At 54.2% G+C, this 24,828-nt stretch carries 18 protein-coding genes; 7 read left to right on the top strand and 11 right to left on the bottom strand.

Annotation, left to right across the window (positions count from 1 at the left end):
- Positions 1–150 precede the first annotated feature (150 nt).
- The 3 genes from ACQK2Q_RS02285 to ACQK2Q_RS02275 form a co-directional block, all read right to left on the bottom strand.
- On the bottom strand, positions 151–1,011 hold the full coding sequence (locus ACQK2Q_RS02285; RefSeq protein ID WP_425408141.1) for a nucleotidyl transferase AbiEii/AbiGii toxin family protein: 861 nt from the start codon (positions 1,009–1,011) through the stop codon (positions 151–153).
- On the bottom strand, positions 1,004–1,699 hold the full coding sequence (locus ACQK2Q_RS02280; RefSeq protein WP_425408140.1) for a type IV toxin-antitoxin system AbiEi family antitoxin domain-containing protein: 696 nt from the start codon (positions 1,697–1,699) through the stop codon (positions 1,004–1,006). Before ACQK2Q_RS02280 ends, ACQK2Q_RS02285 begins: the two co-directional genes overlap by 8 nt.
- Positions 1,700–2,326: 627 nt before the next feature.
- Positions 2,327–2,665: a hypothetical protein gene (locus ACQK2Q_RS02275; protein ID WP_425408139.1), complete on the bottom strand. Its 339-nt coding sequence runs from the start codon at positions 2,663–2,665 to the stop codon at positions 2,327–2,329.
- Between the two features lie 352 nt (positions 2,666–3,017).
- On the opposite strand from ACQK2Q_RS02275, the gene ACQK2Q_RS02270 reads away from it, so the two are divergent.
- Positions 3,018–5,663 carry a helix-turn-helix transcriptional regulator gene (locus tag ACQK2Q_RS02270; protein WP_425408138.1) on the top strand — a complete coding sequence of 882 codons (2,646 nt, stop codon included), beginning with the start codon at positions 3,018–3,020 and terminating at the stop codon, positions 5,661–5,663.
- A gap of 10 nt (positions 5,664–5,673) precedes the next feature.
- On the opposite strand, the gene ACQK2Q_RS02265 is transcribed toward ACQK2Q_RS02270, so the two are convergent.
- Genes ACQK2Q_RS02265 through ACQK2Q_RS02250 form a run of 4 tightly spaced genes read right to left on the bottom strand, consistent with a single transcriptional unit; the run spans position 5,674 to position 11,333 of the window.
- Positions 5,674–6,423, bottom strand: coding sequence for a hypothetical protein (locus ACQK2Q_RS02265; RefSeq protein WP_425408137.1), 750 nt, complete (start codon positions 6,421–6,423; stop codon positions 5,674–5,676).
- Between the two features lie 22 nt (positions 6,424–6,445).
- Entirely contained in the window at positions 6,446–6,970 is a 525-nt protein-coding gene (locus ACQK2Q_RS02260; RefSeq protein ID WP_425408136.1) for a hypothetical protein, read from the bottom strand.
- A gap of 2 nt (positions 6,971–6,972) precedes the next feature.
- Complete coding sequence (locus ACQK2Q_RS02255) at positions 6,973–8,472, bottom strand: LamG-like jellyroll fold domain-containing protein (protein ID WP_425408135.1); 1,500 nt, start codon at positions 8,470–8,472, stop codon at positions 6,973–6,975.
- 23 nt (positions 8,473–8,495) lie between these two features.
- On the bottom strand, positions 8,496–11,333 hold the full coding sequence (locus tag ACQK2Q_RS02250; RefSeq protein WP_425408134.1) for a serine hydrolase: 2,838 nt from the start codon (positions 11,331–11,333) through the stop codon (positions 8,496–8,498).
- A 181-nt stretch (positions 11,334–11,514) separates the two neighbouring features.
- Here ACQK2Q_RS02250 and ACQK2Q_RS02245 point away from each other — a divergent pair, with 181 nt between their 5' ends.
- The 3 genes from ACQK2Q_RS02245 (at position 11,515) to ACQK2Q_RS02235 (ending at position 15,102) form a co-directional block, all read left to right on the top strand.
- Positions 11,515–13,107 (top strand): WD40 repeat domain-containing protein, encoded by a 1,593-nt coding sequence (locus ACQK2Q_RS02245; protein ID WP_425408133.1) that lies wholly within the window; start codon positions 11,515–11,517, stop codon positions 13,105–13,107.
- Positions 13,108–13,168: 61 nt separating this feature from the next.
- A complete protein-coding gene (locus ACQK2Q_RS02240) occupies positions 13,169–14,482 on the top strand; it encodes a hypothetical protein (RefSeq protein ID WP_425408132.1) in 1,314 nt (437 codons plus the stop codon).
- A gap of 23 nt (positions 14,483–14,505) precedes the next feature.
- Positions 14,506–15,102, top strand: a complete 597-nt coding sequence (locus tag ACQK2Q_RS02235; RefSeq protein ID WP_425408131.1) for a hypothetical protein — start codon at positions 14,506–14,508, stop codon at positions 15,100–15,102.
- Between the two features lie 711 nt (positions 15,103–15,813).
- On the opposite strand, the gene ACQK2Q_RS02230 is transcribed toward ACQK2Q_RS02235, so the two are convergent.
- Genes ACQK2Q_RS02230 through ACQK2Q_RS02220 form a run of 3 tightly spaced genes read right to left on the bottom strand, consistent with a single transcriptional unit; the run spans position 15,814 to position 18,666 of the window.
- Positions 15,814–17,097, bottom strand: coding sequence for a serine hydrolase domain-containing protein (locus tag ACQK2Q_RS02230; protein WP_425408130.1), 1,284 nt, complete (start codon positions 17,095–17,097; stop codon positions 15,814–15,816).
- Between the two features lie 7 nt (positions 17,098–17,104).
- The gene (locus ACQK2Q_RS02225; RefSeq protein ID WP_425408129.1) at positions 17,105–18,178 is read right to left on the bottom strand and encodes an MBL fold metallo-hydrolase; all 1,074 of its coding nucleotides are present in this window, start codon (positions 18,176–18,178) and stop codon (positions 17,105–17,107) included.
- Positions 18,175–18,666: a DUF1772 domain-containing protein gene (locus tag ACQK2Q_RS02220; protein ID WP_425408128.1), complete on the bottom strand. Its 492-nt coding sequence runs from the start codon at positions 18,664–18,666 to the stop codon at positions 18,175–18,177. The genes ACQK2Q_RS02225 and ACQK2Q_RS02220 overlap by 4 nt, the downstream gene beginning before the upstream one ends.
- A 106-nt stretch (positions 18,667–18,772) precedes the next feature.
- Between ACQK2Q_RS02220 and ACQK2Q_RS02215 the strand changes: the two genes are divergently transcribed.
- Positions 18,773–19,708, top strand: a complete 936-nt coding sequence (locus ACQK2Q_RS02215; protein WP_425408127.1) for an AraC family transcriptional regulator — start codon at positions 18,773–18,775, stop codon at positions 19,706–19,708.
- 314 nt (positions 19,709–20,022) lie between these two features.
- Here the strand turns inward: ACQK2Q_RS02215 and ACQK2Q_RS02210 are convergent, their stop codons facing one another.
- Positions 20,023–22,281 carry a TonB-dependent receptor gene (locus ACQK2Q_RS02210; RefSeq protein ID WP_425408126.1) on the bottom strand — a complete coding sequence of 753 codons (2,259 nt, stop codon included), beginning with the start codon at positions 22,279–22,281 and terminating at the stop codon, positions 20,023–20,025.
- Between the two features lie 164 nt (positions 22,282–22,445).
- Between ACQK2Q_RS02210 and ACQK2Q_RS02205 the strand changes: the two genes are divergently transcribed.
- Together ACQK2Q_RS02205 and ACQK2Q_RS02200 are read left to right on the top strand one after the other, a co-directional pair.
- Positions 22,446–23,579, top strand: coding sequence for a serine hydrolase domain-containing protein (locus tag ACQK2Q_RS02205; protein ID WP_425408125.1), 1,134 nt, complete (start codon positions 22,446–22,448; stop codon positions 23,577–23,579).
- A 44-nt stretch (positions 23,580–23,623) separates the two neighbouring features.
- On the top strand, positions 23,624–24,688 hold the full coding sequence (locus ACQK2Q_RS02200) for a serine hydrolase domain-containing protein (protein ID WP_425408124.1): 1,065 nt from the start codon (positions 23,624–23,626) through the stop codon (positions 24,686–24,688).
- Positions 24,689–24,828: the final 140 nt, after the last annotated feature.

Here is a 24,828-nt window from a genome sequence, read left to right as displayed (position 1 = left end):
TGCGATTCAGGATTTATTGTTTACATCATTTAGTCGAAAAGAAAAATTGAGCATTACCCACGCTGTCGCTGCCAAGCCAGTGCAACTTTGCAGCCCCACTTTTATCTGATGACAAGGCCATTCGTATAGTTGATCGAATAAATTTCCATTTCACGACGGGGGCATGTTTACGAGCCTGTCCAACTTGGATTCGAAAAACCGGCTGCTCCAAAGCTTTAGAGATTCCGCTTCTGCGGGGCGTAAGAAACGAATGACATCTTTTTTGGCCTCGCCCCAAACAATTGACTGAATGCGTTTGGTCATTTCATTTTGGAGCCATTCTACATTCACGGCGAGTGTTTCATCGTCCGCCCAAGGGCCGAATTGACGTAGAGCAGCTTCTAAGTGCGGCAAATTCGGAAAGATTCCTTGCGCGACATACCAGGAGAAATCGTACCAATCGCGCCCCTTCAAATACTCCCGACACAGCAGTGCATGAAGTTTCAATGCAAAATTCGATGCCAAATCTTGATGTCGAATCTCAAAATCAACCGGAAAATCAAGATAGGTGAATTCATCATTCGAATGCGCGGGCGGGTGAACATCAACCTCCAGTTTGACCTTCAAGGTTTTCCGCGAATCTCTTTTGCCAAATGACAAATCCAGCTGATTAACGATCGAGTTATCCTTGATGACCGCGTTCCGGATACGCTTGTCCATTTGCTCCTTGGAAATCGCTTCGGGCTGCAGGCCATATTCTTCAAATGTCTGCGTAAGAACCTTTAGAAAAGGCGCCCAGTCGAATTTCGGATTAGGCGCCAACAACATGAAATCCAGGTCTTCAGAAAATCGCGGCAGCTTGTGCAGAATGCGCAAGCTGGTGCCGCCCTGAAAAACAGCAAGTTCAAAAAACTTTGCACGCCAGAGCCCATAGAGCGCGATCTCCTGGATGATCTCCTTGGTCGCATTCTCAGCTTCCACATCATTGGCAGGTTTGTAACCGGCTAATCGGGCGTGAATAATCTCATTCATGACTATGTTCTTTTCCGCTTGTACGCATTGCTTTTTTCAATGCGCGGACCTCCTGTTCGAGCCGGGATAAAAATTCGTTGACGACTTTGTGTTTGTAAACGCCTTTTAAAGCCGAGAAGTCTTTCAAACGAGTATGAAGTAGATGCGCTTTGCTAATCCGCATTCCAGTATCAAGCCACGCAATACCTTCCCATTCCTGTTTCCGAAAGGCGACCAAATCCATGAGCGCCCGCAGCGGTGACGCTACGAGCATCGCTTGATCGCTGATGACATGTCTTTGAACCCCCGCAAGGAAACCCGATTTGTGAAGCGCTAACGGATTGAATTCGAAACGGCCAAGGTTGGGATGGTCGATCACTTGGGATTTTCGGCCCGGCGTCACACTAACGGTCGTATAAACGGCTTCTGGAATCCAGCCATGAAAGGCGAGAGCCGTTTCCATGGAAACATAACTGCCTGTGACCAGCGCCTGAGCGAGTGCAAACGGATGGAGAGGATGCTCGCGGTATTGCTCTGCTAGTACATAAAGGCTGCGTTTGATGCGAATGAGCGCCCTCGACTGCAAGGCGCGCTTTACCTGGCCATAGCGCCGGTCATCGCTACCGCCTAGAATGCGCCCAATTTGCTGATCGTTCAGGATACGATCAGCGTATCCGGCGCTCGTAATCTGCGAAATCAGTCCGCTCATAAATTTCCCAATACTGTCACAATGTGACAGTTACGAGAATTATTCGTTAATTACAAGTTGGCTTGCCTTCCCAAATGCTCAGGGGGATAGCCATTCACGAAGGGGAGCCACTAGTTTCTCACAATATATTCAATGGGTTATGGCGCAAAAACCGCGACCCCATTTTTGATTTCGAACTTTTGATATGATGCAGGGGGGGGCCGGACCGAAGAACTGGGCTTTCGGCGAGCTATTTGTAACTTTCCTGATAGCTCACTTTATTGTCTAGACACCAGCAAAAAGACGAATCCATAAATTATCGCTTGATCTCACGCATTCGCCAATTGCCGAGCCGGTTATTCAAAATTGAACCCGGCTTGGTGTTAGGCGCTCAGTATAAAGAAGTCATTGCAAAGGAATTCGTTTCGGATTCCTAAAAAACTGGCTATCTGACCAAAAAATTGGATGATCTTCTCTATCAACGAAAAACAACTGAATCGTCGGCATCTATTCATGCGCCGAGATCGTAAAATTTCCTTCCTGAACCGTTCCCGGGAACAAACGCTCACCATTCTCGCACTTCACTTCAGCATCCTGCTGAGTAGCAAATCCGGCTCTTACGCGGTCGCCCGACCCAACGCCGCCTTCTCAAATTGCAGCAAAGAACCAGGAACCTTGATCGCTTGCACCTTTTCGAATCTGGGCCGTACCAGCGACAACGGCGCGTTCGCCGTTAGTCGACACCCACATGCAATCGGCGGTGGCGTGAACGGTTAATGCAGCAGCGCCGCCATTGGCTTCACGGCTGTACTGGATCGACCCCTTGAAGCCGCCTCGCGTGGGGATCGCACTGACCTTCATGCTGAACTCGATTCCCCCGGCATTGATCCGTTCCGCGCCGCCGACAACTTTAAAACCTTCAGCGCCCGCTTGCGTCGCGGAAAACAGAATACCGCCAAGCAAGGCGAGCCCAATACGTTTCGACATTGCCAATCCTTTCATCCTTGCATACGCCAACAAAAATTTTGGAGCGATCCGGCCTTTGCGCAGCTCATAGGGAGCAAAAAGCGGGGCCGGATCAGCATTCAGGAGAGGACAAAAAATTTCCCCGCCCGAAATGCTGATGCCATGACCTCCCCCGACGCACCTCTCCCCGGCGGTGCAGTCGCGAAGCTGCTTTTAAGCTGTGTGAATATTAAACGGGTCGTGACAGAATGCGATTACTCAAATTTCGCCGGATCACCCTCAAATTTTGCGATTGCTCAATTGAAAGCCGCCCACGTTGCTTGAGATCGGCAAATCAGTCTGCAACAAAGACTGAAGAGGGCCGCGTCTTCATATGTTTATCGAGCGCAAAAAAGATTTGCACAAGATTTTATCGCTTCATGAGCGCGCTGTGGCTGGACGTGGCGGGATTGCGCTTATTTGCGGCGAAGCCGGAATCGGGAAAACGTCGCTGCTCCTGGCCATGCGCGAACGGATTGACGGCGATCACGCAGTGTACTGGGGCGGATGCGAGGCGCTGTTTACGCCCCGGCCTCTAGGCCCCCTTCGCGATATGGAAGGACGCTTTACTGAGGACATCCGCGCGATGATGCAAAACGGCGGCCGGTCTACGAAACTTTTTTCCGAAATAAGCGACAGTTTCGAGAAAGGCGCTGTGCTGATCGTCGAAGATATCCACTGGGCGGATTTTGCAACGCTTGACTTTTTGCGATTCATTGGCCGGCGAGTCTCCGAAATACCAATTTTGGTTATTGTGAGTTTCCGCCCCGATGAGCTTGAGGATGATGGCAAGGTCAGAAAAATCGTTGATCGTTTTCCGGCTTCCTTTACCTTTAGAATCGACTTGAAGCCACTGTCAAAATCAGGTGTGAGAAAATTGTGCCTTGCTGCGGGCATAAAAGAGCACAGTGCGCAGTACCACGAAATTTCCGGCGGCAATCCCTTTTTCGTGAATGAACTGATCGCCAGTGAAGAAAGTCCTGGCGGCGCAATCCCTGCTTCAATAAAAGAAGCGGTAAACACAAGGTTGCTGAGGCTTTCGCCGCAGGAAAGAGAGTTTTTGGAAGTATTAAGCGTCTTACCGGGCGCAATTCCGAAGCCAATACTGGAACCAATTTTCGGAGATCAAGGCGACCTTTTTGCAATGGCCGCTTTGGGGCGAAAACTTTTAACCGAAGCCGACTCAGGATCGCTCCGGTTCAGACATGAGCTTGCGCGTCTCGCAACGCTCGCCCGCGTTCCGGCGACCCGCCAGCGTAAAATCCACGAAACCGTATTGAATGCGCTTGTCAGCATCGACGAGTATTCATCCGCCCATGACCAGTTTGTGCATCACGCTGCCGGCGCCCTCAATGCTGAAATGGTTCTGAAATATGCGCCCCTGGCGGCGGAAACAACCGCCGCCGTCGGCGCCCATCAGGAAGCCGCGGCGCATTTGCACACAGCAATGCAGTTTGTTGACGAGGCAAGCTCTGAACAGGCAGCGGAGATATATGAGAAATGGGCTTATGAAGCGGGCCTTTCTCTACGTATAGACGATGACGTCATCGAGGCCCGCAGGCATGCCGTAACCCTCTGGCGCGCGCTTGGCGAAGACGCTCGCGTTGCAGAAAACCTGCGTTGGCTTTCGCGCCTGCATTGGTACCGCGCAGAATCGGCAGAGGCGACGCGATACGCCGATGAGGCGGTGCGCATTCTTGAAGACACACCGCCCAGCGCTGAGCGGGCGAAGGCCTACAGCCTGAAATCGCAACTTTACATGCTCAATGATGAAATGGCCGAGGCCATTGAATGGGGCGAAAAGGCGCTGAAACTTGCCAGTAAATTTGATGATACTGAAATTCGTATTCATGCGCTCAATAATGTCGGGGTCGCGCGCTGTTTTCGCGGCTACGCAGCTGGCGTCGCTATGCTCGAAGAAAGCCTTTCCCTTGCGCTGGAACATGGCTTTCACGAACACGCAGCGCGCGTCTACACCAACTTTTCCGAATACGCCGTGGAATTCAAAGAATTTGACCTTGCCGAACGCATTGTTTCGCAAGGCGTGGCGTTCGACACAAAGAACGATCTCGATTCATGGACACACTATCTCGTGGGGCGTCAGGCGCAACTGCGCTGTGCGCAAGGAAGATTGCACGACGCCAAAACAATCTGCGAAGGCGTTCTTGAGCTTGATCGGCTGACATTGCTCATGAAGTTGCCGGCGCGGCTTGTGCTGTCCCGGGTGAAAACATTGATGGGCGACAAAGATGCGGCATCCAATCTGGCGGATGTTCTTGATCATGCAAGCGCTACAGAAGAACCACAGCACATCGTTCCAGCTCAACTCAATCGGCTGCTATTCGCCTGGCTCAACAATGCTCCAAGGATCGCCGAGGAAAGTCTTTATGCGCTTTTCGACATTGGCGCCGACGCCATGCATATGTGGCATCGCGGCGAAATCGCTGCATGGGCGAACCGTTTCGGCTATGAGACCCCCAGCGCTTTTTGTGAAAACATCGCAGAGCCATACCAATTGGAGCTTACGGGCAAGGTTAAAAAGTCTGCAGCGCTCTGGCGTAAAATTGGCGCGCCGGTCGATGAGGCTATTGCACTCATCCGAGCAAAGAAACCCGAATTGCTTGCGACTGCGCTGAAAATTGCCCGCAAGATAGACGCGCGCAGCCTTGAAGAAAAGATACTTGCGCAAGCCGGCGAGCACGGCCTCGCTGATGAACTGCCGAGGAAGCGCCGCGGCCCCTATCAGGCGTCACGCAATCATCCGCTGGGACTGACACAGAAAGAACAAATCGTTCTGTCGCTATTGGTGGACGGAAATTCCAATCCTGAAATCGCGGAAATCATGTCTCGATCGAAGCGCACCGTCGAAAATCATATGTCGTCCATTTTAAAGAAGCTGAATGTTGATAACCGGATGGACGCAATAGTTTTGGTACAAAGCGAGCCGTGGCTTCTTCCTGACAATAACAATAATAAATAACGATCAGGTATCACTGCCAGTCGTCGGGCAAATCGCTTACCCGAGGCATGTCTTGATAATTCATATAATCTGAAGTGAAGGTCATGAACTCCGCGGCGCCGTTGGCGCCGGTTTTAAACTCGACTTTTATCGGCGACCCGCCCGGACTGACCCATTGCTGAACAAAGCGTGTGTCGGCTTCTGACTTCATATACCAGTTCGCAGCATCGCCCCACATGGCGCCGACCATCAGATATCCGTTCGGGATAGGACGGTCCGGGTTAGGGCTCGTGGCCGGCGCGACGAATAACTGACGGTCAGGATTATCCGGCAAAGCGTAAAGACCATAGAACCGTTCGAGGTCGGTGCGAGGTTCGCCCAGAGCGTAGTCTTCCTCCGCCGGCAGCGCCTCGGCTTCTTCGGCTCTGTCCTCATTAGCAGCGCCTGCGATCCCGGATGCCTTCGCAACGGATGCGGACATGGAATCGATCATCTGGACAGCCAGGTTTTCCTGGCCGCTGGCGCACATCGCCGACGCGGACTCTCGCGTCAAATCGAAGGCGGCTTTTTGTTCTTCCGTGAGATTGGACTCCGCCAGTTGCTTGTCGAGTTCCATCAAACGGTGCGTGCACAGTTTCATACCGCCCTCGGCAGATGTCGCTGCGTCTCTTGTTTCTTCTTCGTTTGTTTCTGCGGCGTCGACGTCGGCTTGCGCCGGCTCGCCGCCGCACCCGGTGAGCGTCAACAATCCAGCAATGACATATATGTTCAGTTTTCTCATAATCGGGGCCATTTCATTTTCGCTAACGCAATCGCGGCCAGTCCTTGTCAGCATAGGCGGCGAAGTCGCGCATATATTTCGGATCGTCGTCGCTAATTCGGCGCAACGCTATACCGTATTGCCGTTCCGCCCACATGATTTGAGACAAGCTGTCCTGAAACAGCTTGCTCTTGTCTCCTTCCGGCAGCGCCTCGGAGCGTTCCTCAAGAAGCATCGCTTGCGCATGGGCGTAGTCGATCAGCTCGCGGGTCGCGGCAGCCGCCTTTTCATTGTTGACGGCGCGAACCTTTGTTGTGATCCGCGTCAGGAGCTTGAAGTAGAGATCCCCCATTTCAGCCTCGGATACATCATTCGCATCGGGCAAGTCCTCGAAGAAAGCGAAGGTCGCTCTATCGAAATCAATATTCGTCGCGGCAGAAGACGTTTCAGACTTCTCCGCCGTTTTTGTGTCGGTTGGAGCAGAAGCGTTTTCTCCGCCGCAGGCTCCAACTAAAAGAAGGCAGGTGCATAAAAGTGACGTGGACACGATTGTGCGTTGATCAAACATAATCACTCTCCATACAGCTTGACGACCGCCGAGCAGATAAGTTGCAGCCCGACTATTGTCGTTGCATTTGTCGCGCGCCGCTTGTAATGCGCAACCAGCCCTGTCGCTACGTGGTCGCGAATGCACGACGTCTCGAACTGGTAATCCGGGTCGATAAGAGGTGGCAGAATCGGTAGCGGAAGGTCAATCGTATCTATGTCCTTCGTCGTCTCCTTGATTTCATCGACAAGCTGTCCCTGCTCATTGATGCGGTACGCGGTGAGGATCAGCTTATCCAGACCGTCAGTAGGGGTTGCTTTAGGAGAAAAGTACAGGTCCGTCATGTACCCGCCATCGAGATTGGCGACGCGGCTTCCCATGACATATTTGCAGGTGCCTGCTTCTTTTTCCCAATCCGTACTGTTGCTGTCGTCATCGATCAGCATTCGACATGCCATTCCCTTATCCGTTTGCCAGCCCAGACGCTGTATACCGGCCCCAGGCGTCGATACTTGAAGGATTCGCGACAAATCGCCTGACCGGCCCGCCAATTTGGATGTGTAAGAATTATCATGGTTGATCCGCCATCCGATGACGCGCCTTTGCCCGTCGCCGGCTGGCTGTTCGGTCGTTTCGACCACGGGCGGCGTCGAAGATTTAGCGCTGGCTGCGCCGTCCTGCTTGGCCTTTTCAATATCGCTGGCGCCGCCAATGTCAGGTGTAATTTCACCACCATCAGCGACAACCGGCCCGTCGCTGCGCGGCTGTCCCGTCAGCGGACTGTCCGGCGCGGCGCCGCGCCGAATCGCAGCGATCTGCGAGGCGGAAAGGGCCTGGTCATAAAGACGCAGATCGTCAATCCGCATATTCGCCTTGGGAGATCCGGTTGCGCCATCGCGCACGCCGATCCAAAGATATTCGCTCGCTTCCGGCTCTTCGCTTAAGTCCAATTCATCATAGCGAACGACGCGCTGATCGAGATAAAGCGCCGCCTCGTTCTCGGCAGCATTCCACACGGCGGCGACAAAAACCCAGCGCTCCGGCGGAACCGCCTTGCCGGTATGGGTGATGATGCATCGGTAACATTTCATTTGGACGTGGCGGCCCCAGATGTTCACCCAGAGATGTGACCCGTTGGAAATCATTGGCGCTTCGGCGTTCCAGTCTTCGTCGGTGTAAATCCATCCGGTGAAGGTGAATTGTCCGTACTGCTCCTTGTTCAATTGTATCGGCATACGAAGCACAACGTCGCCGTCAAACGCCGCCGCCTCACCAAACCAGCCTTCCGAATAATCGATGGCCGCCGGTGTTTCCCCGCGCGAGCCCGGCGAAACCGCTTCGGCCTGAACGCCGTTAGACCCGCTATTGGCGAGCGAGCCGTCGAATTTGAGGTGGACGATGGGCTGCTGGGCGAGAGCCGGCGCCGCGAAGCCCAGCAGCGCCATGGCCGGGGCGCAAAGCCCGGCGAGCATGGCTGAACAGGCGGCGAATACACATTGGAAGGCGTTTGGTTGTCTAAGCATAAGAACCAAGATTTTTCTCTCAACTAGAGGTCGTCATAAGCGCTGCGAATGGAGCGCCTTATTTCTTGATAAAGCGCATTGGCGTCGTTCAGCGTACCTGTCATGAACACGACGAGGCCGCTTTGTTTTTGCGGTAGGCCGAACATGCGGGCGCGGTACCCAACATTGAGGCCGCCATGGAAAAAGGCTTCCGTTCCCCAAAAATCAGTGGACGCGTCCCAATTGACGCCAAGTCCCATCACGCCCGGCTTTGTGCATGAATTGGTTGCCGGCGGTGACTTGCCAAGGAGTTGGTCGGCGCGTGGCGCAGGCACATGGCCATCGCCGTTTTTGTTGAGCGCAATTACAAATTGCGCGTAATCTTTTGGCGTCGACATCAGGCTGGCCGCCGCCATTTCAGGACGCGCGTAAATCGGCGTCACAGCGGCGCCGTCCCATCCGCGCGCAAAGTTGCCGTCGTTTCGCTCCGGATAAGGCGTCGCAAACGTGCTGTCCGTCATGCCGAGGTCGGACATCAATCGATCCATGTGCGGTAAAAAGCCTTCGCCATAGACATCAAACAGCGCCTGAACCAGCATGTAGTTGGCGCTCGAGTATTCAGATTCCACGTTCGGATTGCCGGTGCGCGTGAGCTTGTGGGAAGCCTTGGCGTCTCCAAGTCCGAGGATCATTTCGTCCACGCTTGGCATCGGCGCGTCGACGGCGTAGCGCGCCGCCCCGCCGCCGCCGCCGTCATTGGCGCAATCGCTCGCATATTCGTAACAGATCGATGCGCAGTGTTGCATGACCTGCGCAATGGTGCCGCCGTGAGGCAGTATGGCGTCGCGGAAAATTACCCGGCGCAACGGCGGGAACAGTGCGTCCAGCGCCTCCAGACCGCCCTCCTCGTCGAGATCAATCGAGTCGCGATCAGCAATTTGCATGAGCCCAAACGCCGCCAGGGGTTTAGATAATGACGCCGCTTCAAAAGTGGTGTCCGGACGAACGTAGCTTTCAGGTTCGTCCGGATTTTTCAGGCCGTAGCCGCGCGCCCAGGCGACCTTGTTATCGCGGATCATCGCAACGGACAGGGCGGCTATGTTGTTTGCCGCCATGCGACTGCGAATGCCGGTCGTTGAAACTGCGGTTTCAAATCGCCAGATTGGATCGTTAGGTCGCCGACCGGCGCCAACGGGCTTGAATATATGATCGCCGGAATTCGAACCAAAAACGAACCGCCACGGCGTTCGGCCTGCGGTCTGTATCTCCCGCAATCGGCGCAGGGCCGCCTGATCCATGCCGCCGCTAGCAAACCACAAATCCGATCCCGCCAGTATCCAGCGATCGCCGGTCCCGAACCGTGCGTCGAATAACCGGCGTTGGGTCAAGGGAAAAAATTCGATCTCCGCAGTCATTGAATCAGGCAGTCTGGCACCGTCTACGCCGCCAGATGAATCGACCGCCACCCAGCGATCGGCTTCGCCGGGGGCAAAATCGAAGCCGGTTATCGTTTTTCCACTTTGAACAACGGCGTTCAGCCGGGCGATTGTCGTTGTTGCAACGCCGTCGTGCTCAAGACCTTTATCGGAGGCGATAAGCCAGTTCCCGTTCTCGGCAATGTCGGCGGCCGTCAGTTCGCCCTCCCGGACCTCTATTGCACGAAGCCGTTTTGCGAGTGCGGCTGGAATATTCTTGCTATGGGCGATCTGCCCCTTGTTGCGCCCGCCCGCAGACGGCCTCATCGCAACGATCCACTGTTTGTTTTCATTGATCGTAGCGACCGCGAGGCCGCGACCGCATTGTCCGATCTTGCGGATTGCAGCTGAAAATTCATTTGGAAACCGTCCTCGAATGACGGCGTTTGATCTGTTGCTCGCGCTCGAAGCCGGTTCGCATTCGATTTTGTCTACGTCGTCATAATTCGGACGCGCATTGCGCGCCTCTTCAACCGCTTCCTCAAGCTCTTCTTGCAGAAGGCCGTCCAGCGCCTCGAGGTCGCGCGTCGCCGGATCCGCGCCTGAGAGCGGATTGTCGCCGAGGACAGCCTCGTCATCCGGTTCCGTTCTTTTCAGCGGCCCTTCAAGGCCGTCTTCGGTTTCGCGCTCATTTGCATTCGCATCGCGTTCAGCTATCTCGATATTTTGCGCTTGCTGGTCAGCACTAACGTAAAGCGCGTCGAGCTGATCAAGGCTCAGCGCTTTGTCGTAGAGGCGCACGTCATCCATGCGCACGTTTCGAATGCTGGACTTGTTCGCATACTGGGCGCCGAGCCAGACACTGCGGTCAGGCGATAAATCATTGACGGGATTGAAGTCGGCGCTCTTGGATTCCCCATTCAGATAGAGCGTGGCTGTGGCGTTGGTCGCATCCCAGACGCCGGCGACGAAAACCCACTCTTCCCGCGGGACGGCGTCTGACGACGTGAATTGAATGCCGTTTGAACGGTGCGTCTCCATCCAGAACTGGCCGGCGTAATAATACAGTCTGAGGAACGAATTATTCGACGCGAAATGCGCGGCGCCGTTCGAAAATTCTTCTTCGACATAGACCCACGCCGTGAAGGTCGTTTTAGGAAACGCGGCAAGAAATACGTCCAGGGGAATATCGACGCTCCGACCGCCAGCGAAACGCAGCGCCTGTCCGTCGCGGCCGCCGACAAAGTTCGGCGCTTCCCGCGAAATGCGGCCGTCGCTCGTGAACATCCGCGGCGCAAGCCTCGGCTGCGTACCGGAATTTGTCAGATCGCCTTCAAATTTCAGATGAACCCGCGGCGCAGGCAATGAAACTGACTCAGAAGAATTGTCTTCCGCATACGATCGATCGACAGCTAATGCGAACGCGAAAAATACGCCAAACGCAAACAGAGCCCTTCGAAAAAACATAAGCGTACCCATTTATTTTCACCAACGGTGCCATCGCTTGCAGATGCGCTCAAGCAATGCGCGCCCCTAATTTTCAATGAAATATTTTCTGACGAAAATTGAGTATGGCGTTCGGTTGCGGTCTCTACGCAGCGCCAATAGCGTCAACACTGAACTATCTGTTTTGCAGTAAGGGGACACCATGACGAATCTTACGTCGCGCATCGCCATCGCAATGATAGCCTCGTCTATCGCCTTTGGGCCGTCTATCGCAGCGGCGAATCCGGATGAAGCGGTGCAAACCTATCGTGAGTTTCTGGAGGCGCGAGAAAATGCCGAGAGCATTCAGGACCTCTATCCCTATATGCTGTCGCGTCAGGTAGAACAGCTCCAAGGATTGCCGGAAGAGACTCTCGAAACAATGGGCGAAAGCGTTCTCAATCCGCCGAACGCAGAACAGCTGAGAATGCCGAAAGGCGACTTTGAACTCGTTTCCTCAACACGGGATGGCGACCAGATAACGCTCATTCTTAAGGCCAAATCGGAGGAAGACGGAATTCGCGAAAGCCTGCGGCGGCGCGTTCGCCTCATCAAAGAAGAAGACGGCTGGAAAGTTAGAAACCCGAACCCGGCGTCCTGGCGCGTGACCGGGCGCATGCCGACCGATATGGGCGACGCCGATGCGCCCAAAAAGCCTGGTCCGGCGGCCAAAAAATGGAAGACCAAATTTAGCGGCGATGCTGGCGGTCTCGAACTCGTGGCCGAGGCGGTGATCACCGAACACAATAGCGCCGTCGATGACTTTATACGCTGGGACCCACAAGGAAACTTCATCGCTGTTGGCGACGGCGACGGAACGACCTATCTGTCAATCCCTGATTTGAAAGCGCTTTGGGTCTCGAAGGCGCGCAATGGCGGCGGGGCGGCCGTGACAATCAGCGCCGACAGTCAATGGCAGGCGGTAACCCCGAACAACAGCCCAGCCTTCACGCCGTTGTCGTATAGCCTCGAAAACACACCGCCTTCGGACGACTATTTCTTTTTTGAGCCGGCCTATGCGGCGGTGGCTGAAGCGGCCGGCCGGGTGAATGTACGCAGCGTTCAATTCCATCCTTCAGAGCCGGTGATTGCTGTCGTAAATCAGGGAAGCGAAGGTCACGCCATCATCTTTCAGCCCGTGCAGCGGGTCGTCAAAGACGATGCGAATACGGAGGCGCTTGAGCAATGGCCTATTGACGTGGAGCCGACGCGCTTCGCTTGGTCCCCAGCCGGCGATCAGATCGCCTTTGTCCGTGGATATACCCAGTTGGGATCGGAAATCGAAATCAGAACGTATCCGGATAATGAAAAGCTCACGACTCTTTCAAGCGAGGCGTTTGGACCGGGTGCGCTTCACTTCAGTCCTGACGGAGAACATCTGTTCGTTACCGGCGGCGATAATGAAGGTTTGCGCAGCCAGGTCTGGGACATCGGTTCGGAAAATATTGCCGGAGATTTCGCCGGCGTTCGTTTCGGCGCCTGGGCGCCGGATAATGAGCACTTATTCGCTGTCAAAAGCGGCGGCATGTCGGTGGAGGCCGGACTCGACGATGTCATCCATGTCTTGATGCCCGGCGGAGACGAGCCCGTTTCGTCCATGACCGCCTTTCCCCAGGGCGACGGTAAGTATCCGTCACAAATTCGAGCGGTAAGCGTCAGTCCCAATGGGCGTTACCTCGCTGCTACGGCGTCGACGAATTCCAGCGAAGGCGAGAAACGCTTAACCGTGAAACTCTGGGAAATCGCCGGCAAGTAGGCGTGCGGCGGAACACCGGTTGCCGGCATTTCCTCGATCGATAGTTTTATGAAGAAAGCGGATGCGAAACGTGGCAAAAGGCCATTATGACGGGTTGAAAATAACGCAGACCAGCGATGCGGGAAAATTACCGATCACGCTTGAAATGCGATCTTCTAAAAAGTCTGTCTTCATCAATCTCGGCCTTTCCATCGCGCTCTTGATATTCGCGTTAAACGTCACTGCGATGCTTCCGGATTATATGCTCGGTGACGCCGATGCGCCGTTGCGAAAATGGCTGCCATTGGGGATTGGCGCCTTCGCGCTTCTCCATGGCGGACGTGCGTTTCTTCGATGGTTCAGCAGCGGCGCAAAAATCAGTATCGATCGCGACCGCGTTTCGTTCCGCTCTAAATCACCGATCGGCGAAAAGGAATGGGTGGAACCCTTGAACGCCTATGAAGGCGTGCGCTGGAAACGCTTTGCGATACATGAAGACAGAGCGTCAGACCGCGTCAGAACGCGTTACCGGCATGTGATCGAACTCGTCCATTCCGGCGGCGCAAAAAAATCAATTCCGCTTTTTGCACAGGAAACCGGCAAGGCCGACTTGGGCGCGACTTTCGCGCTGGCGCGCAAGGCCTTCAGCGCAAAAGACGCTACGCCCGAAGACCGCGCCAAGATCGAGACGGAAGCCGCACGCCTTGGCAAACAGGCGGGTGCGGACGATCCACGCGCGCATTGGGAAGGCTTCGCTTCGTTATTGGGCTTGCCCGCCATTGATGCGCGCGACGGCGCGGAAACCGTTCGGGCGGCGGAAGATGTGGACAAATCCGTCAAGCAGCTCGCCGAAGAGGGCAAGATTAACGCCGGCTGGCAGTTTACGCCGCCGCCGGCGTCCCTTGATGCGCAGACGCTCGGTGATCCGGCTGATCCGGCGTCCCAGGAATTACGCGTGCTAATCCGCGCCGGCCACACGCCGAGGGCACTGTTGTGGATATTCGGGGCCGTCTCGGTCGCCTGGTTACTTCTGGGCATCTTCAATCTACATTTCGGCGCCCTTGTTGGCGCTCTCCTGTTCGGCGGCGCTGTTTACGGCATTCGGTATCTTGAGCGCACGAAACCACGTCAGCTTACCGTCACGCGCCAGGAGTTGCGCTACGAAGATCCTCTGGTGAACTCGCGAAGCTTCGTCGCGCCGTTGGGCGACATCGAAACAATTTCCATCAGAGATCGCGACACAGAAATTCTGCGCGCCACGGGCACGATGAAATTGTCGGGTAAGAAACTGCTGATCTCGACAGACAAAATCGAAAAACCGATCGCCGGCGGCGCGCCCGAAGAGGGGCTGGCGTGGCTGCGCGATTATCTGATCGCAGCTGTTGCGAATGCGTGAAGACATTAGAAGGGAGATTTCTTATGGAAAGCCATACCAAAACGGTCAATATGGGCCGCCGCCTCGGCCTCGCGATTTGCAGCGCGCTCTTCATGGCTGCATGCGGAAATGGATCTGACGCGAGCGACAAGACCGCCGAGCCGTCCCGGGACGAATCCTCTTCGCGGAAGCTTGGTTACAACATCAACAACTTTGAGTTTTCGTTCACCGGCGATCCCGTTAAGCAATATGACTATGATGGCGCCAATCTGATCCTGACGGGCGGATGCATAAAGGGCGAAGGAATGGGTATTGGCTTTTCCGACACATCAAAGGCGACCCAGCCGGAATATTTTCATTTTTCCTTCGGGGACCGCTCAAGCCCCGCGCCTGGCGATACGGGAACCTTCGCCATTGGCAAGGTCGAATGGATGAACGGGCAGAATTTCGATCCGGCGATCAACGCCCATGTCGCCAACATGTTTATTGGCGACGGCACGCTGACAATCGACGAACATACCGGCCGCGGCATGGGCGGGCGGATGAAAGGGTCTGTGGAAGGCGCAGTTGAGAACGAAAAATCCGGCCAGCGCGCTGTGGTCTCCGCAAAATTCGACGTAAACCTCGCCTGCGCGCGGTAATTGCGGTCGTTTTAGGTCGCGCGCAAACATCAGACTTTCGATGGGCTCACATAACCAAGCAAAAGCTTTTTGTGAGTAGTTTCCGTAAAAATATCGTCCGCTGTGAATAGAGTGCCTGCGGCCGCAAAGTTCTGTAGCGCATGCCGTCCTAGAAATATCCAAATAACCGAGCAAATGTTCAACGCTCAAGGTCACCCTTTGCGTTCGAAGGGGGTTCTATCGCGCCAGGGCGGGCGCAGGATCCTAAGCATTAAAACTGCGAAAATCACCAATATTTCTAGGACTGATGAGCTATTACGAAATCATCACTTCGGTAACTAACCTCCTGTAAAAGTGCGAGAAATTCCGCCTTGGGCGCCTGACACAAAGTTCGATATGCGTTCACGAAGGGGAGCCATTAATTTCTTTCAATATATTCAATGGATTATCGCGCAAGAATCGCGACCCCATATTTTGTTTCGAACTATCCGAGTGAGTGGGTCAACAGAACATTCGCGCCGACGTTACGTAGAGGCCTGGGGCGGCGAATTGAACCTCATCGCGAAGTTTCCGCGTCCCTGTCCGCCTGCAAAGGATGGAGCCGTTGAAGAAGGGCGCAGCGCCGCCGCAGCGCAAAGCGGAAAAGGCCAAGCGGGCCTCATGCCTCTATAGAAAAACACACAAAATGAGGTCTGCGCGCCAGAACGTGATTCAGTTTTTCGGCGCCACGTATCAGTTTCGTCGCCTCGACAAAAGAAGCGTCAGTAACAGAATGAAAGCGCTTCCCAGGATTGCAGGCAAAACGGCGCTTTTCAGAACTCGATCCGTCGATAATAAGTCAGGCTTACCCGTCTGCCAAAGCACCCACTCAGCACCGATATCGGATGCCAGCGATGGGTGTCCGTTTACGAGCATTATATACGCATCATTTGTTTCCGGATTGATGCGCACCGACACATTGATCGCCGGTTCATTAGCGCCGTCATGGCCGAACACCGAGTCGCCAGATCGTGTCGGCGCATAGAGCATTGTCCCAAGCCCCCATATACCGGCGCCATAGACGAAGGCTTCCGGCTCACGCATGGATTGCAGAGTCTGCGCGCTTAGACCAAGCACTGGTTCAGCGTTCGCAATCGCCTTCACGAGGCGGCTCAAATCGGCGACGGAACTTGCAAACCCCGTCGCGCTGGGGGCGGCGTATTTATATTGCGGCGCCGGTTTGCCGGTCACATCAAATGATTGAGTCGCGCCGTCGATATCACCAATAAAGTCGAATGACGAATTCCACATCTCAAGCGGATCCAAAACCTTCTCTTGAATATAGCTCTGGTAGTCTTGGCCCGACGCCTCTTCAATCAGGAGTTGCAGAATGAGAAAACCGCCCCCGGAGTATGCAAACTCCTTTCCGGGCGCCGCGCCGACCACGATGTCGACGTCGCGGCCGGATGATGCGCGAGGGTTGGCCAATGTTTGCTCAAGCGTCGGCAGGACTTCGTCGGCTTCATAATCGCCAAACCCCAGGCCGTCAGTCAGGCCAGCGGTGTGAGAGAGGAGACGTCGGACAGTAACACCCTCCTCATCACTGGGGCCGTCCGCGAGACGCCACCGCGTCAAATGCATAGAGACAGGATCGTCAAGTCCGACCCTCCCGTCCTCTACCAGCGTCATGACCCCGAGCGCGGTAATCCACTTGCTGAACGAGGCCGTTGGAAAAACCGTATTCTCGTCCACGTAATGTTCGGACTTCGCATAGTGTTCTCCGACAACTTCGCCGTCATCCAAGAGCATGAACGCGGTATTGCCGGTATTGGTCTCGTCAATCATGCGCGCGGCTTCCGCGTAAAAGGCGCTGTGGTCTCCCTGCGGCGCGATCGGTTTCATCCACAAGCCGTGAAACCCGACGAAGAGGGCGAAGGCGAACCAGACGGCGATCGCCGCTAGTGAACCAAAAATGAGAAGACTGATTTTAACATTCGCATTTGGCCCCACCGAGCATAATTGGATTGACTTACGCACCCTGAAGCTAGTGCATAATATTGTACAAGATCACCGTCTGGCAGTGGCTGTCCGCCCACACATCCACTACGGACAGTTTTCCGCTCCAACTGTCGATTATTTCTTTAGCGCAGTCGCGCCGAACCGATTCAATCGCTGTGCGGTAGGCGAGGTTGGCGTTCTTGTATTCAAACGCTTTGAACACTGAGTTGAAACGATTAAAAAAAGTCGCCATGCTCCGGCCGGCAGTCTCCCGCACATCAAAAGCGTAGTCGCGCGCCATGACCACATCATCGCGGTTTCCCAAGACCGACACATGTCCCGACAAAATATGGTCAAAGTCGTAGTCGAGGACCCTATCGAAGAATGTCATATAGGCGCCGACGTCGGACGTCGCGCCGAAATTCATGAACGGCACTTCACCCGGCGTAATGGTGTCGACGGCGATTACGAATTTGCGATCGGGCAGGTAGATGATCGTGTCCGCATCCTCGGCGTGAAACGACGCTGGCGTGAATTCAACGATTTGGCCGCCAAGCGAGACATCATACTGCTCATCATATTTTCTGGTCGGCTTGAGCAAGCCCGGGCGTCCGCTTTTCGCGATGCTCTCGGCGACTTTCTCATGAGCGACAACTTCCAGCCCTTTTATCCCTGCGAAGACGCCAGCGCCGCCAATATGGTCGGTATGTCCATGGCTGTAGACCAGGTAGCGGATTGTCATACCGGGCGCATGCTCAGCGATCAAGTCGGGCAATTTGTGGGCGAAACTCGGCGGCGCATCGAAGACAATAACGCCTTCATCGGTGACAAGGAACGCAGATTGATAGACCCCTTCCGTTACATAGAAGAGGCCAGGCTTTACCTCAGATACATGCAATCCTGTTTCAGGATCGATCTCGGGCATGCGCGCCAGCATTTCCGGCGATTCTGGCGCAAACGCCGCGAAGTGATTGGGGTGACCGGGCGTCAGGCTGACGTCGTCGCCGGACTTAAATTGCGGCGACAGTTCGTCGTCATCCGCAGCGTAAGCTGACTGAAGCGCAAGCGCTGTTAAACCGGCCAAGAACAAAGAGGACGAAATGAGTTTTATGGCTTTCATGAGATTACTCCTTGGATTGTAATGAAAAAGAGAACGCTCGAAACGGCGGACGCAACGGTTCGTACATGGTTCCAGCGTGTCCATTGGCGTAAATACAAATCCCAGATTTGTGCGCCGTAAGCTGAATGTGAGTCCGCGTCTTTAAGCTTGTTATTCAGCGGCACATTGAAGAAGATGGTGGTCAGGAACATGCCGCCGATATAGAGAGCGCCCGCGCCCAACATCAAAATGGCGTCCGCTCTCGAAAGGTCTCCCAACGCAATTGCTGCGACGCCGGCAGCGGCGAAGGATGTGCCGAAGAAAAGCGGCATGAATGTCGAACGGAGGATCGTGTCATTGATGGATTGCATCGCGAGAATGCCCGCCGATGTTTCAATCCGTGCAAATGAGGCCATGATAACGCCCGAAAATGTGAAATAGACGCCGGTCATGAGTCCGCTGCCAACCGCGCAAAACCAGAGAACTGCTGTTAAGGCTGTGTCAGACATAGGACCATCCGTTTGGTGCTGTTTCTCGCCAAAACCTATGATTTAGGCTTCTGCTCGGCCATCTCCGGCCTATTCAGAATCATACGAGATCGTCTAAATTCGCCCCATGGACGCAATTGCCAATCTTCTGGAAGGAACGCGCGCTCGCGGGGCGTTTGCGCTTCGCTGCGTCATGAGCCCGCCTTGGGGATTGCGCATATTGGCAGAGTCCCCAGCGACACTTATCGCTGCGGTTAAAGGCGATTTATGGGTTGTGCCGGACAAAGGAGGCCCGCTGCATGTCACGCCCGGCGGTGTTGCCGTGACGCGCGCGCCTGACCACTACAATGTCGTGAGCGCTCTCGATACAAAGCCGGAAATTATCATCCATCCCGAACAGCGATGCTGCGATCTAGAAGGAAATTCCGTACTCGAAGAAATGACGCACGGCGTGCGAACGTGGGGAAACGATTCTACAGGCGAATGCGTCTTTATTGTCGGTGCATATGAACATTTGAGCACGGTGAGCGACAAACTTGCTAAGACGCTGCCGCCAGTTTTGGTCCTTAATAAAGACGATTGGAACTCGCCGCTGGTTCCGATCCTGGTCGACGAAGTGATTAGGGATGAACCGGGGCAAGCTGCAGTTCTCGATCGACTGCTTGATCTTCTGTTGACGGCTGTTTTGAAGGCATGGGTCGCGACGAGAGATTCAGATCGCCCCGTTTGGTGGAAGTCTCAAGGCGATCCAATTGTAGAGCGGGCTCTACAGCTAATTTACAAGGACCCGGCATATGCATGGACTCTGGACAAGCTTGCCTCGAAAACGAATACATCGCGTGCGTCTCTGGCGCGCCGCTTCAATGATATCGTAGGCGAACCGCCAATGACATTTCTAAAAAATTGGCGAATGGCGCTCGCAGAAGATTTACTCTGCCGCCCGGATGAAACGGTGGGGACGGTCTCGGAGAAAGTCGGCTATAGCAGTCCTTTCGCTTTCAGCGCTGCGTTCAAACGGATTAAGGGCGAAAGTCCTTATGAATATCGCGCTCGAGCACGATAGACCCTGGGGCTGGCGCTTCTTTCTATGTCCGCTTCTGCGCACATTCCTGCCCTTAAAATTAAACACCAGCTTCGGCAATTCTCCAAAAACGAACATTTGGCATGCCACGGCGCTATACTTTTAAAGCTCGGCCTGATGTTCAAAGTTATCGGACATATTTCGAATTCATTCAGCTGAAGCCAATGGTGGAAATGATTCAAACGGAGCGCTAAGCGGCTTTGTAATTTTGGCGGTAACTTTAGCTGCCAGCTTGTTCAGTGAATATTTTAAATATATTCTGTCCCTGTTCTCACGCCTTGCCATGCGCACATCAATTAGAATCGAACCGTTATCGTTCCGCCGAAAGTACGCGGCGGATTATAGTTTTCATATCCAAAACCCAGAGCTGTCAGATTAACGCCCTGAACCTTATACTGTTTGTCGAACAGGTTCTTCGCCCAGATTGCCGCCTCCCAGTGTCCGTTCAAATCGCCAAGCGCGATGCGCGCGTTCCAAAGGGAATATGGTTCAGACGCCACCAGCGGGCTGTTAAGGGCGCCCTTGAACATGGCGCCTGAATACCGCCCGTCGAACTGCACACTGCCTTGCAGTGAATTCCCGATCGGCCGCTCATAGCGAACCAAGGTGTTGAACGTGACGTCGGGCGCATTCGGAAACTCATTACCTTCTGGCACTGGCCCGCCAAGTGCAGTGAACGCGCCAAGTTCTGAATGCAGCAACCCTAATCCCGCAGTGATGGACAAACCGTCTATCCCCGGCGGCAGCAAGGTCGCTTCCAGATCGGCGCCGTACAGGGTCGCCTCATCGACATTACCGAGACGCTGCTGCGGAATCGCCGACATTTCATCGAGAATAAATGTCTGAATGTCCGAATAGTCGTAATAAAATCCGCTTGCGGAAACTCTCAGCGCATTGTTGACCGTTTGATGTTTGAAACCGACCTCATAGGAAATAAGACTTTCCGGTTCAAACGGCAGGAACGAGCGGCTGTTTGTAGCGAAACCAAAGAAGAAACCGCCAGATTTTACGCCGCGTGAGACGCTCCCATAAATCAATGTGTTTGGCGCGGGTTTCCAATCAAGCCCTCCCTTCCATGAGACAGTAGTGTCATTGATCTCGTCATCCGTTGACGCCAGCACCACCTGCCCTGTCATGCCCGGCGTGCAGGTAGAGCTTAGAAGACAGCTTGTGCCGAACGGATTTTCGTCTGCGACCTGCGCAATGTATGTTTTTTGTTCCCAGCTTAAGCGCAGCCCCCCGATCAGGGTCAGCGTATCGGTCAGGCCGTATTCCGCATGTGCAAATCCGGCGACGGAATCGGTTTTCTGGTCGCCGAACCCTGAGGTTTGCGTCAGGAAGAAGTCATCCTGAAAGCCCTCAGATCCGACGACAATTCGGTCATGGGAATAAAATGTTCCCAGCAGCCAGTCGAAATGCTCCCCGACGTATCCGGATAGCCGGAATTCTTGAGAATACTGGCGAACATCCGTACTTGGTATGAATTCGAGCGCGGTCGCGGGTGACGCATCAAGATCGTTGTAATAGGCCCGGTCGGCGTCGATAAAGCCGGTGACGCTGGTCAGTTCTATCCCGCCGAGTTGGAAGACGCCGCGCAAAGTCGCCGCAATCTGGCGGGCGTCATAAAAATTCCGGGATGACCAATCGCCGGTAAACGGATCGCCATCCTGGTCGTTGTATCCGAACGGGCTTGTACAGGTCGGATCGACCATGCCCATCGCAATCGCCTCGCATTGGAAGGAAGGCGAATTCGTGAAATCCCGACCGCCGAAGAAAGCGCCCTGCCCGATGCCGGAGTTCACGGAAAACCCTTCTACTTTGAGATTGATGTCGGCGTCGTTAGTTGGCGTCCAGCGTAATTGCGCGCGCCCCAGCGCGACATTGCGTTCGCCGATATCGTCGCCGGTAGTCCTGTTGAAATAGTATCCCTTCTTCTGTTGTATCGTCTTACCGCTTAAGCGAATCGCCAGCGTGTCGCTGACAGGTAAATTCGCCATGCCTTCAATTTCATATGTATTGAAATTTCCATATGTCGCGGAAAGCATCGCCGACGTGTAATCGAAATTGGGCTTGGCGGTTATGAAGTTAATGGCGCCCGCTGTCGAGTTGCGGCCATACAGCGTTCCTTGCGGACCTTTGAGAATTTCGACGCGTTCAAGATCGAAAAAATCGAACGCCATCAACCCGAGCGAAGAAATGTAAACTTCATCGATATAAATCCCGGCGCTCGGATTGTTCGTGTTGCTGAAATCATTGAGCCCCACCCCGCGAATAGTCACGATCGGCAGAATGCCAGGCGCCTGTTCGCGGATATCGACGTTGGAAACATAGTTTGTGAGATCACGCATTTCGAGAACGCGCGATTCACGCAAGGTTTTGTCATCTAGCGCCGTTACTGTAAGGCTGACATCGAGAATGCTTTGTTCACGCTTTTGCGCAGTGACAACGATCTGATCGTCCGGCCCATTAGCCAGTTGCATCTCCTGTGCATTCGCAACCGTCCCCATTGCAATAGTGTTTGCGCAAGCCGATGCCAGCAAAATCGCCTTATTCATGAAACCCTCCCTAACGCCGGGTTATATTGTTGACAATTTTTAAATATATTGTCAACAATAATACTAACGGGGGAACACGCTGCACCCCGCAAAGTCTAGCGCGAACAGCCTCTCGGCACAGCGCTAGGGCGTTTCGCATGAGCGCAAACAAAAGACGGGTGTGAATGATGATGACGACCAAACGCGCGAATTTCCTGACCGTTACAATGATTGCCGCCAGCATCTCGATACCCAACAGCGCCATGGCCCAGAGCACTTACAACTGGACCCAGCTTGACAATTTACTGTCGCTCGGAAGCGGCGCGCCTACTCAGCCTTCTGGCGGCGGGCTTATTATCACGCACAAAGGGCAAGTTGTGTACAGGAAAGCCTTCGGAGACTGGACGGCCAGTCAATTGGATGACGCTATTCCCGTTTATTCCGTTTCAAAACCAATTTCGGTACTAGTCGCCCTCGCCGCCAATGAAGACTCAAGCGTTTCCTGGAATATCTATAACTATGTTGATCAGTATATTCCGGTGATTGATCAGTACCATTTCGAATATCAGAACATAACTGTCAGGCAAACGCTGTCGCATATTTCCGGAATGGAAGCGGACACGCCTGACACGCAGGCCTGTCTTATCGATGACGCCACAACGCTATCCGCATGCGTTGACGAGATCAGCCAGGATGCTTTGAAAAGCAATCCCGGCCAGAACTTCCGCTATACAGGATCGGCCATGCAAATGATGGGATTAGCGCTTGAGAATGCGCTGGGCCAATCATGGCATCAAAGCGTTGATGATTACCTTTCCACCCCTTGCGACATTGCTGCATCGGACTTCAGCTATTTTGGAAATGACAACCCCTGGATCGCGGGCGGCGTTATCATGGACATCGACGCGGGCGGCGAGATCGCAGAGGTTATGCGTACCGGACAGTGCACAGACAGCATTGGCCAGCCGCAAACTGTGATTTCTCAAGCCGCGCTCACGGCCATGCGCACAGACCAGATGGATGGCGCAACAATCATGTATTCTCCATATTACGACCTGCGCCGCTATGGTTATGGATTATTCCGTAACGACGGACTTGGCGCAAATCTCGGGCTGCGTAATCTTGATTTTTACAGTCACGCAGGCGCTGGCGGATCCTATCCATGGTATGATGTCGCCCGCGAATACAGCGCATTTTTGCTTCTTGACGAACCCGCGCTGGCTGTTCCAGACGGCATACCGCCAGGTTACCTGAAAGGTGAAATTCTCGTTCAGTTCATTCTTCCTGGAATAGAGGCGCAGATCGATGCAAACAATTAGCCCTATCCATCGATAGCATCACTGAGAGTAAGGTGGACCTCCAAGTGGCAATTACAAATGACGATATGCATTTCGGCCGCAGATTGGGGCTTGCGCTGGCCGTGTGCTGGTTGGTGTTTGTTTCCGCGGCCGGCGCATCCTCTGTACACCAATGTGAGGCCTCTGCGGCATTGGATGCGGCGGCGGAAGGGATGCTGCAACAACACGAACTCACCGGGTTCGCACTACTTGCCGGCGACGAGACGGGTCCCAAGCTTCGCAAGACTTATGGGGATTGGAATATCGATGACAGCATCCCCGTCGCTTCCGCTGGCAAGTGGCTCGCCGCCGCGACAATTCTTTCGCTTGTCGATGATGGCGTATTGAATCTTGATGATCCAATTTCAACGTGGTTTCCGGAAACGCCATATGCCCGCAAGATAACGTTGCGGCAATTGCTGTCGCACACCTCCGGCATCGATCCTTTTATTGTTTTCAAGCTTCTCGGCGATGACGGCGTCGAAGCATCTGGGCGGCGCATTCTTGGCGAAGCGTTACTAGCAGAACCCGGCGCGGAGTTCCGTTATGGCGGATCATCGTTTCAGGTTGCTGGCGCCGCCGCAGAAATTGCGACAGGCGAAACATGGGATGATCTTTTTATTCGCAACATTGTGGAGCCGTTAGGCATAGAATCTGCACAATGGGGGCATCCATTCAACGGCGTTGCTGTTGAAACACCGCAACTTGGCGGGGGGCTTTTTATCACGCTTGACGATTTCGGCATCTTCTTGACCTCGCTCATCAACAACGGGCAACCGATTCTCACAAAACCAAGCCTGGATCAAATGCTATCAAATATGCGCGGAGGCGCGGTAAGCGTTGATGTGCCTTCCGTCATATTAGAACCGTTTGGCTACGGACTTGGCGTGTGGTGCGAAGAAGATGAAACCACCGAATGCGCTTTTGCACATAGCACAGGCGCTTTCGGCACAATGCCCTGGATCGATACGAAACAAGGCGTTTGGGGGATCATCATGATGCACGACCGGTTTGACCGCGTATTCACGGAAGAACGCGCGCTGGCGGACCTTATGACTGCATGCGTGAATAATATACGGGCTGATCCGTGACCCCGAACGCAAGCGCAACAAACGTTGAAGGCGCCGGCCGGCCTGAAAGACAGGCATTCAGAGCAGATCCTGATGAGCTCTATGCTGTGGTTAGCGAATATGCTGGTTTCGGCGATCACAGAACAGGTTCTGACGCAGAA

It is taken from the genome of Hyphococcus sp. (genome assembly GCF_965228385.1).
Taxonomy (GTDB): domain Bacteria; phylum Pseudomonadota; class Alphaproteobacteria; order Caulobacterales; family Parvularculaceae; genus Hyphococcus.
Note: the sequence above shows the minus strand (reverse complement) of the source record. Positions and strands in the feature narration are given on the sequence as shown.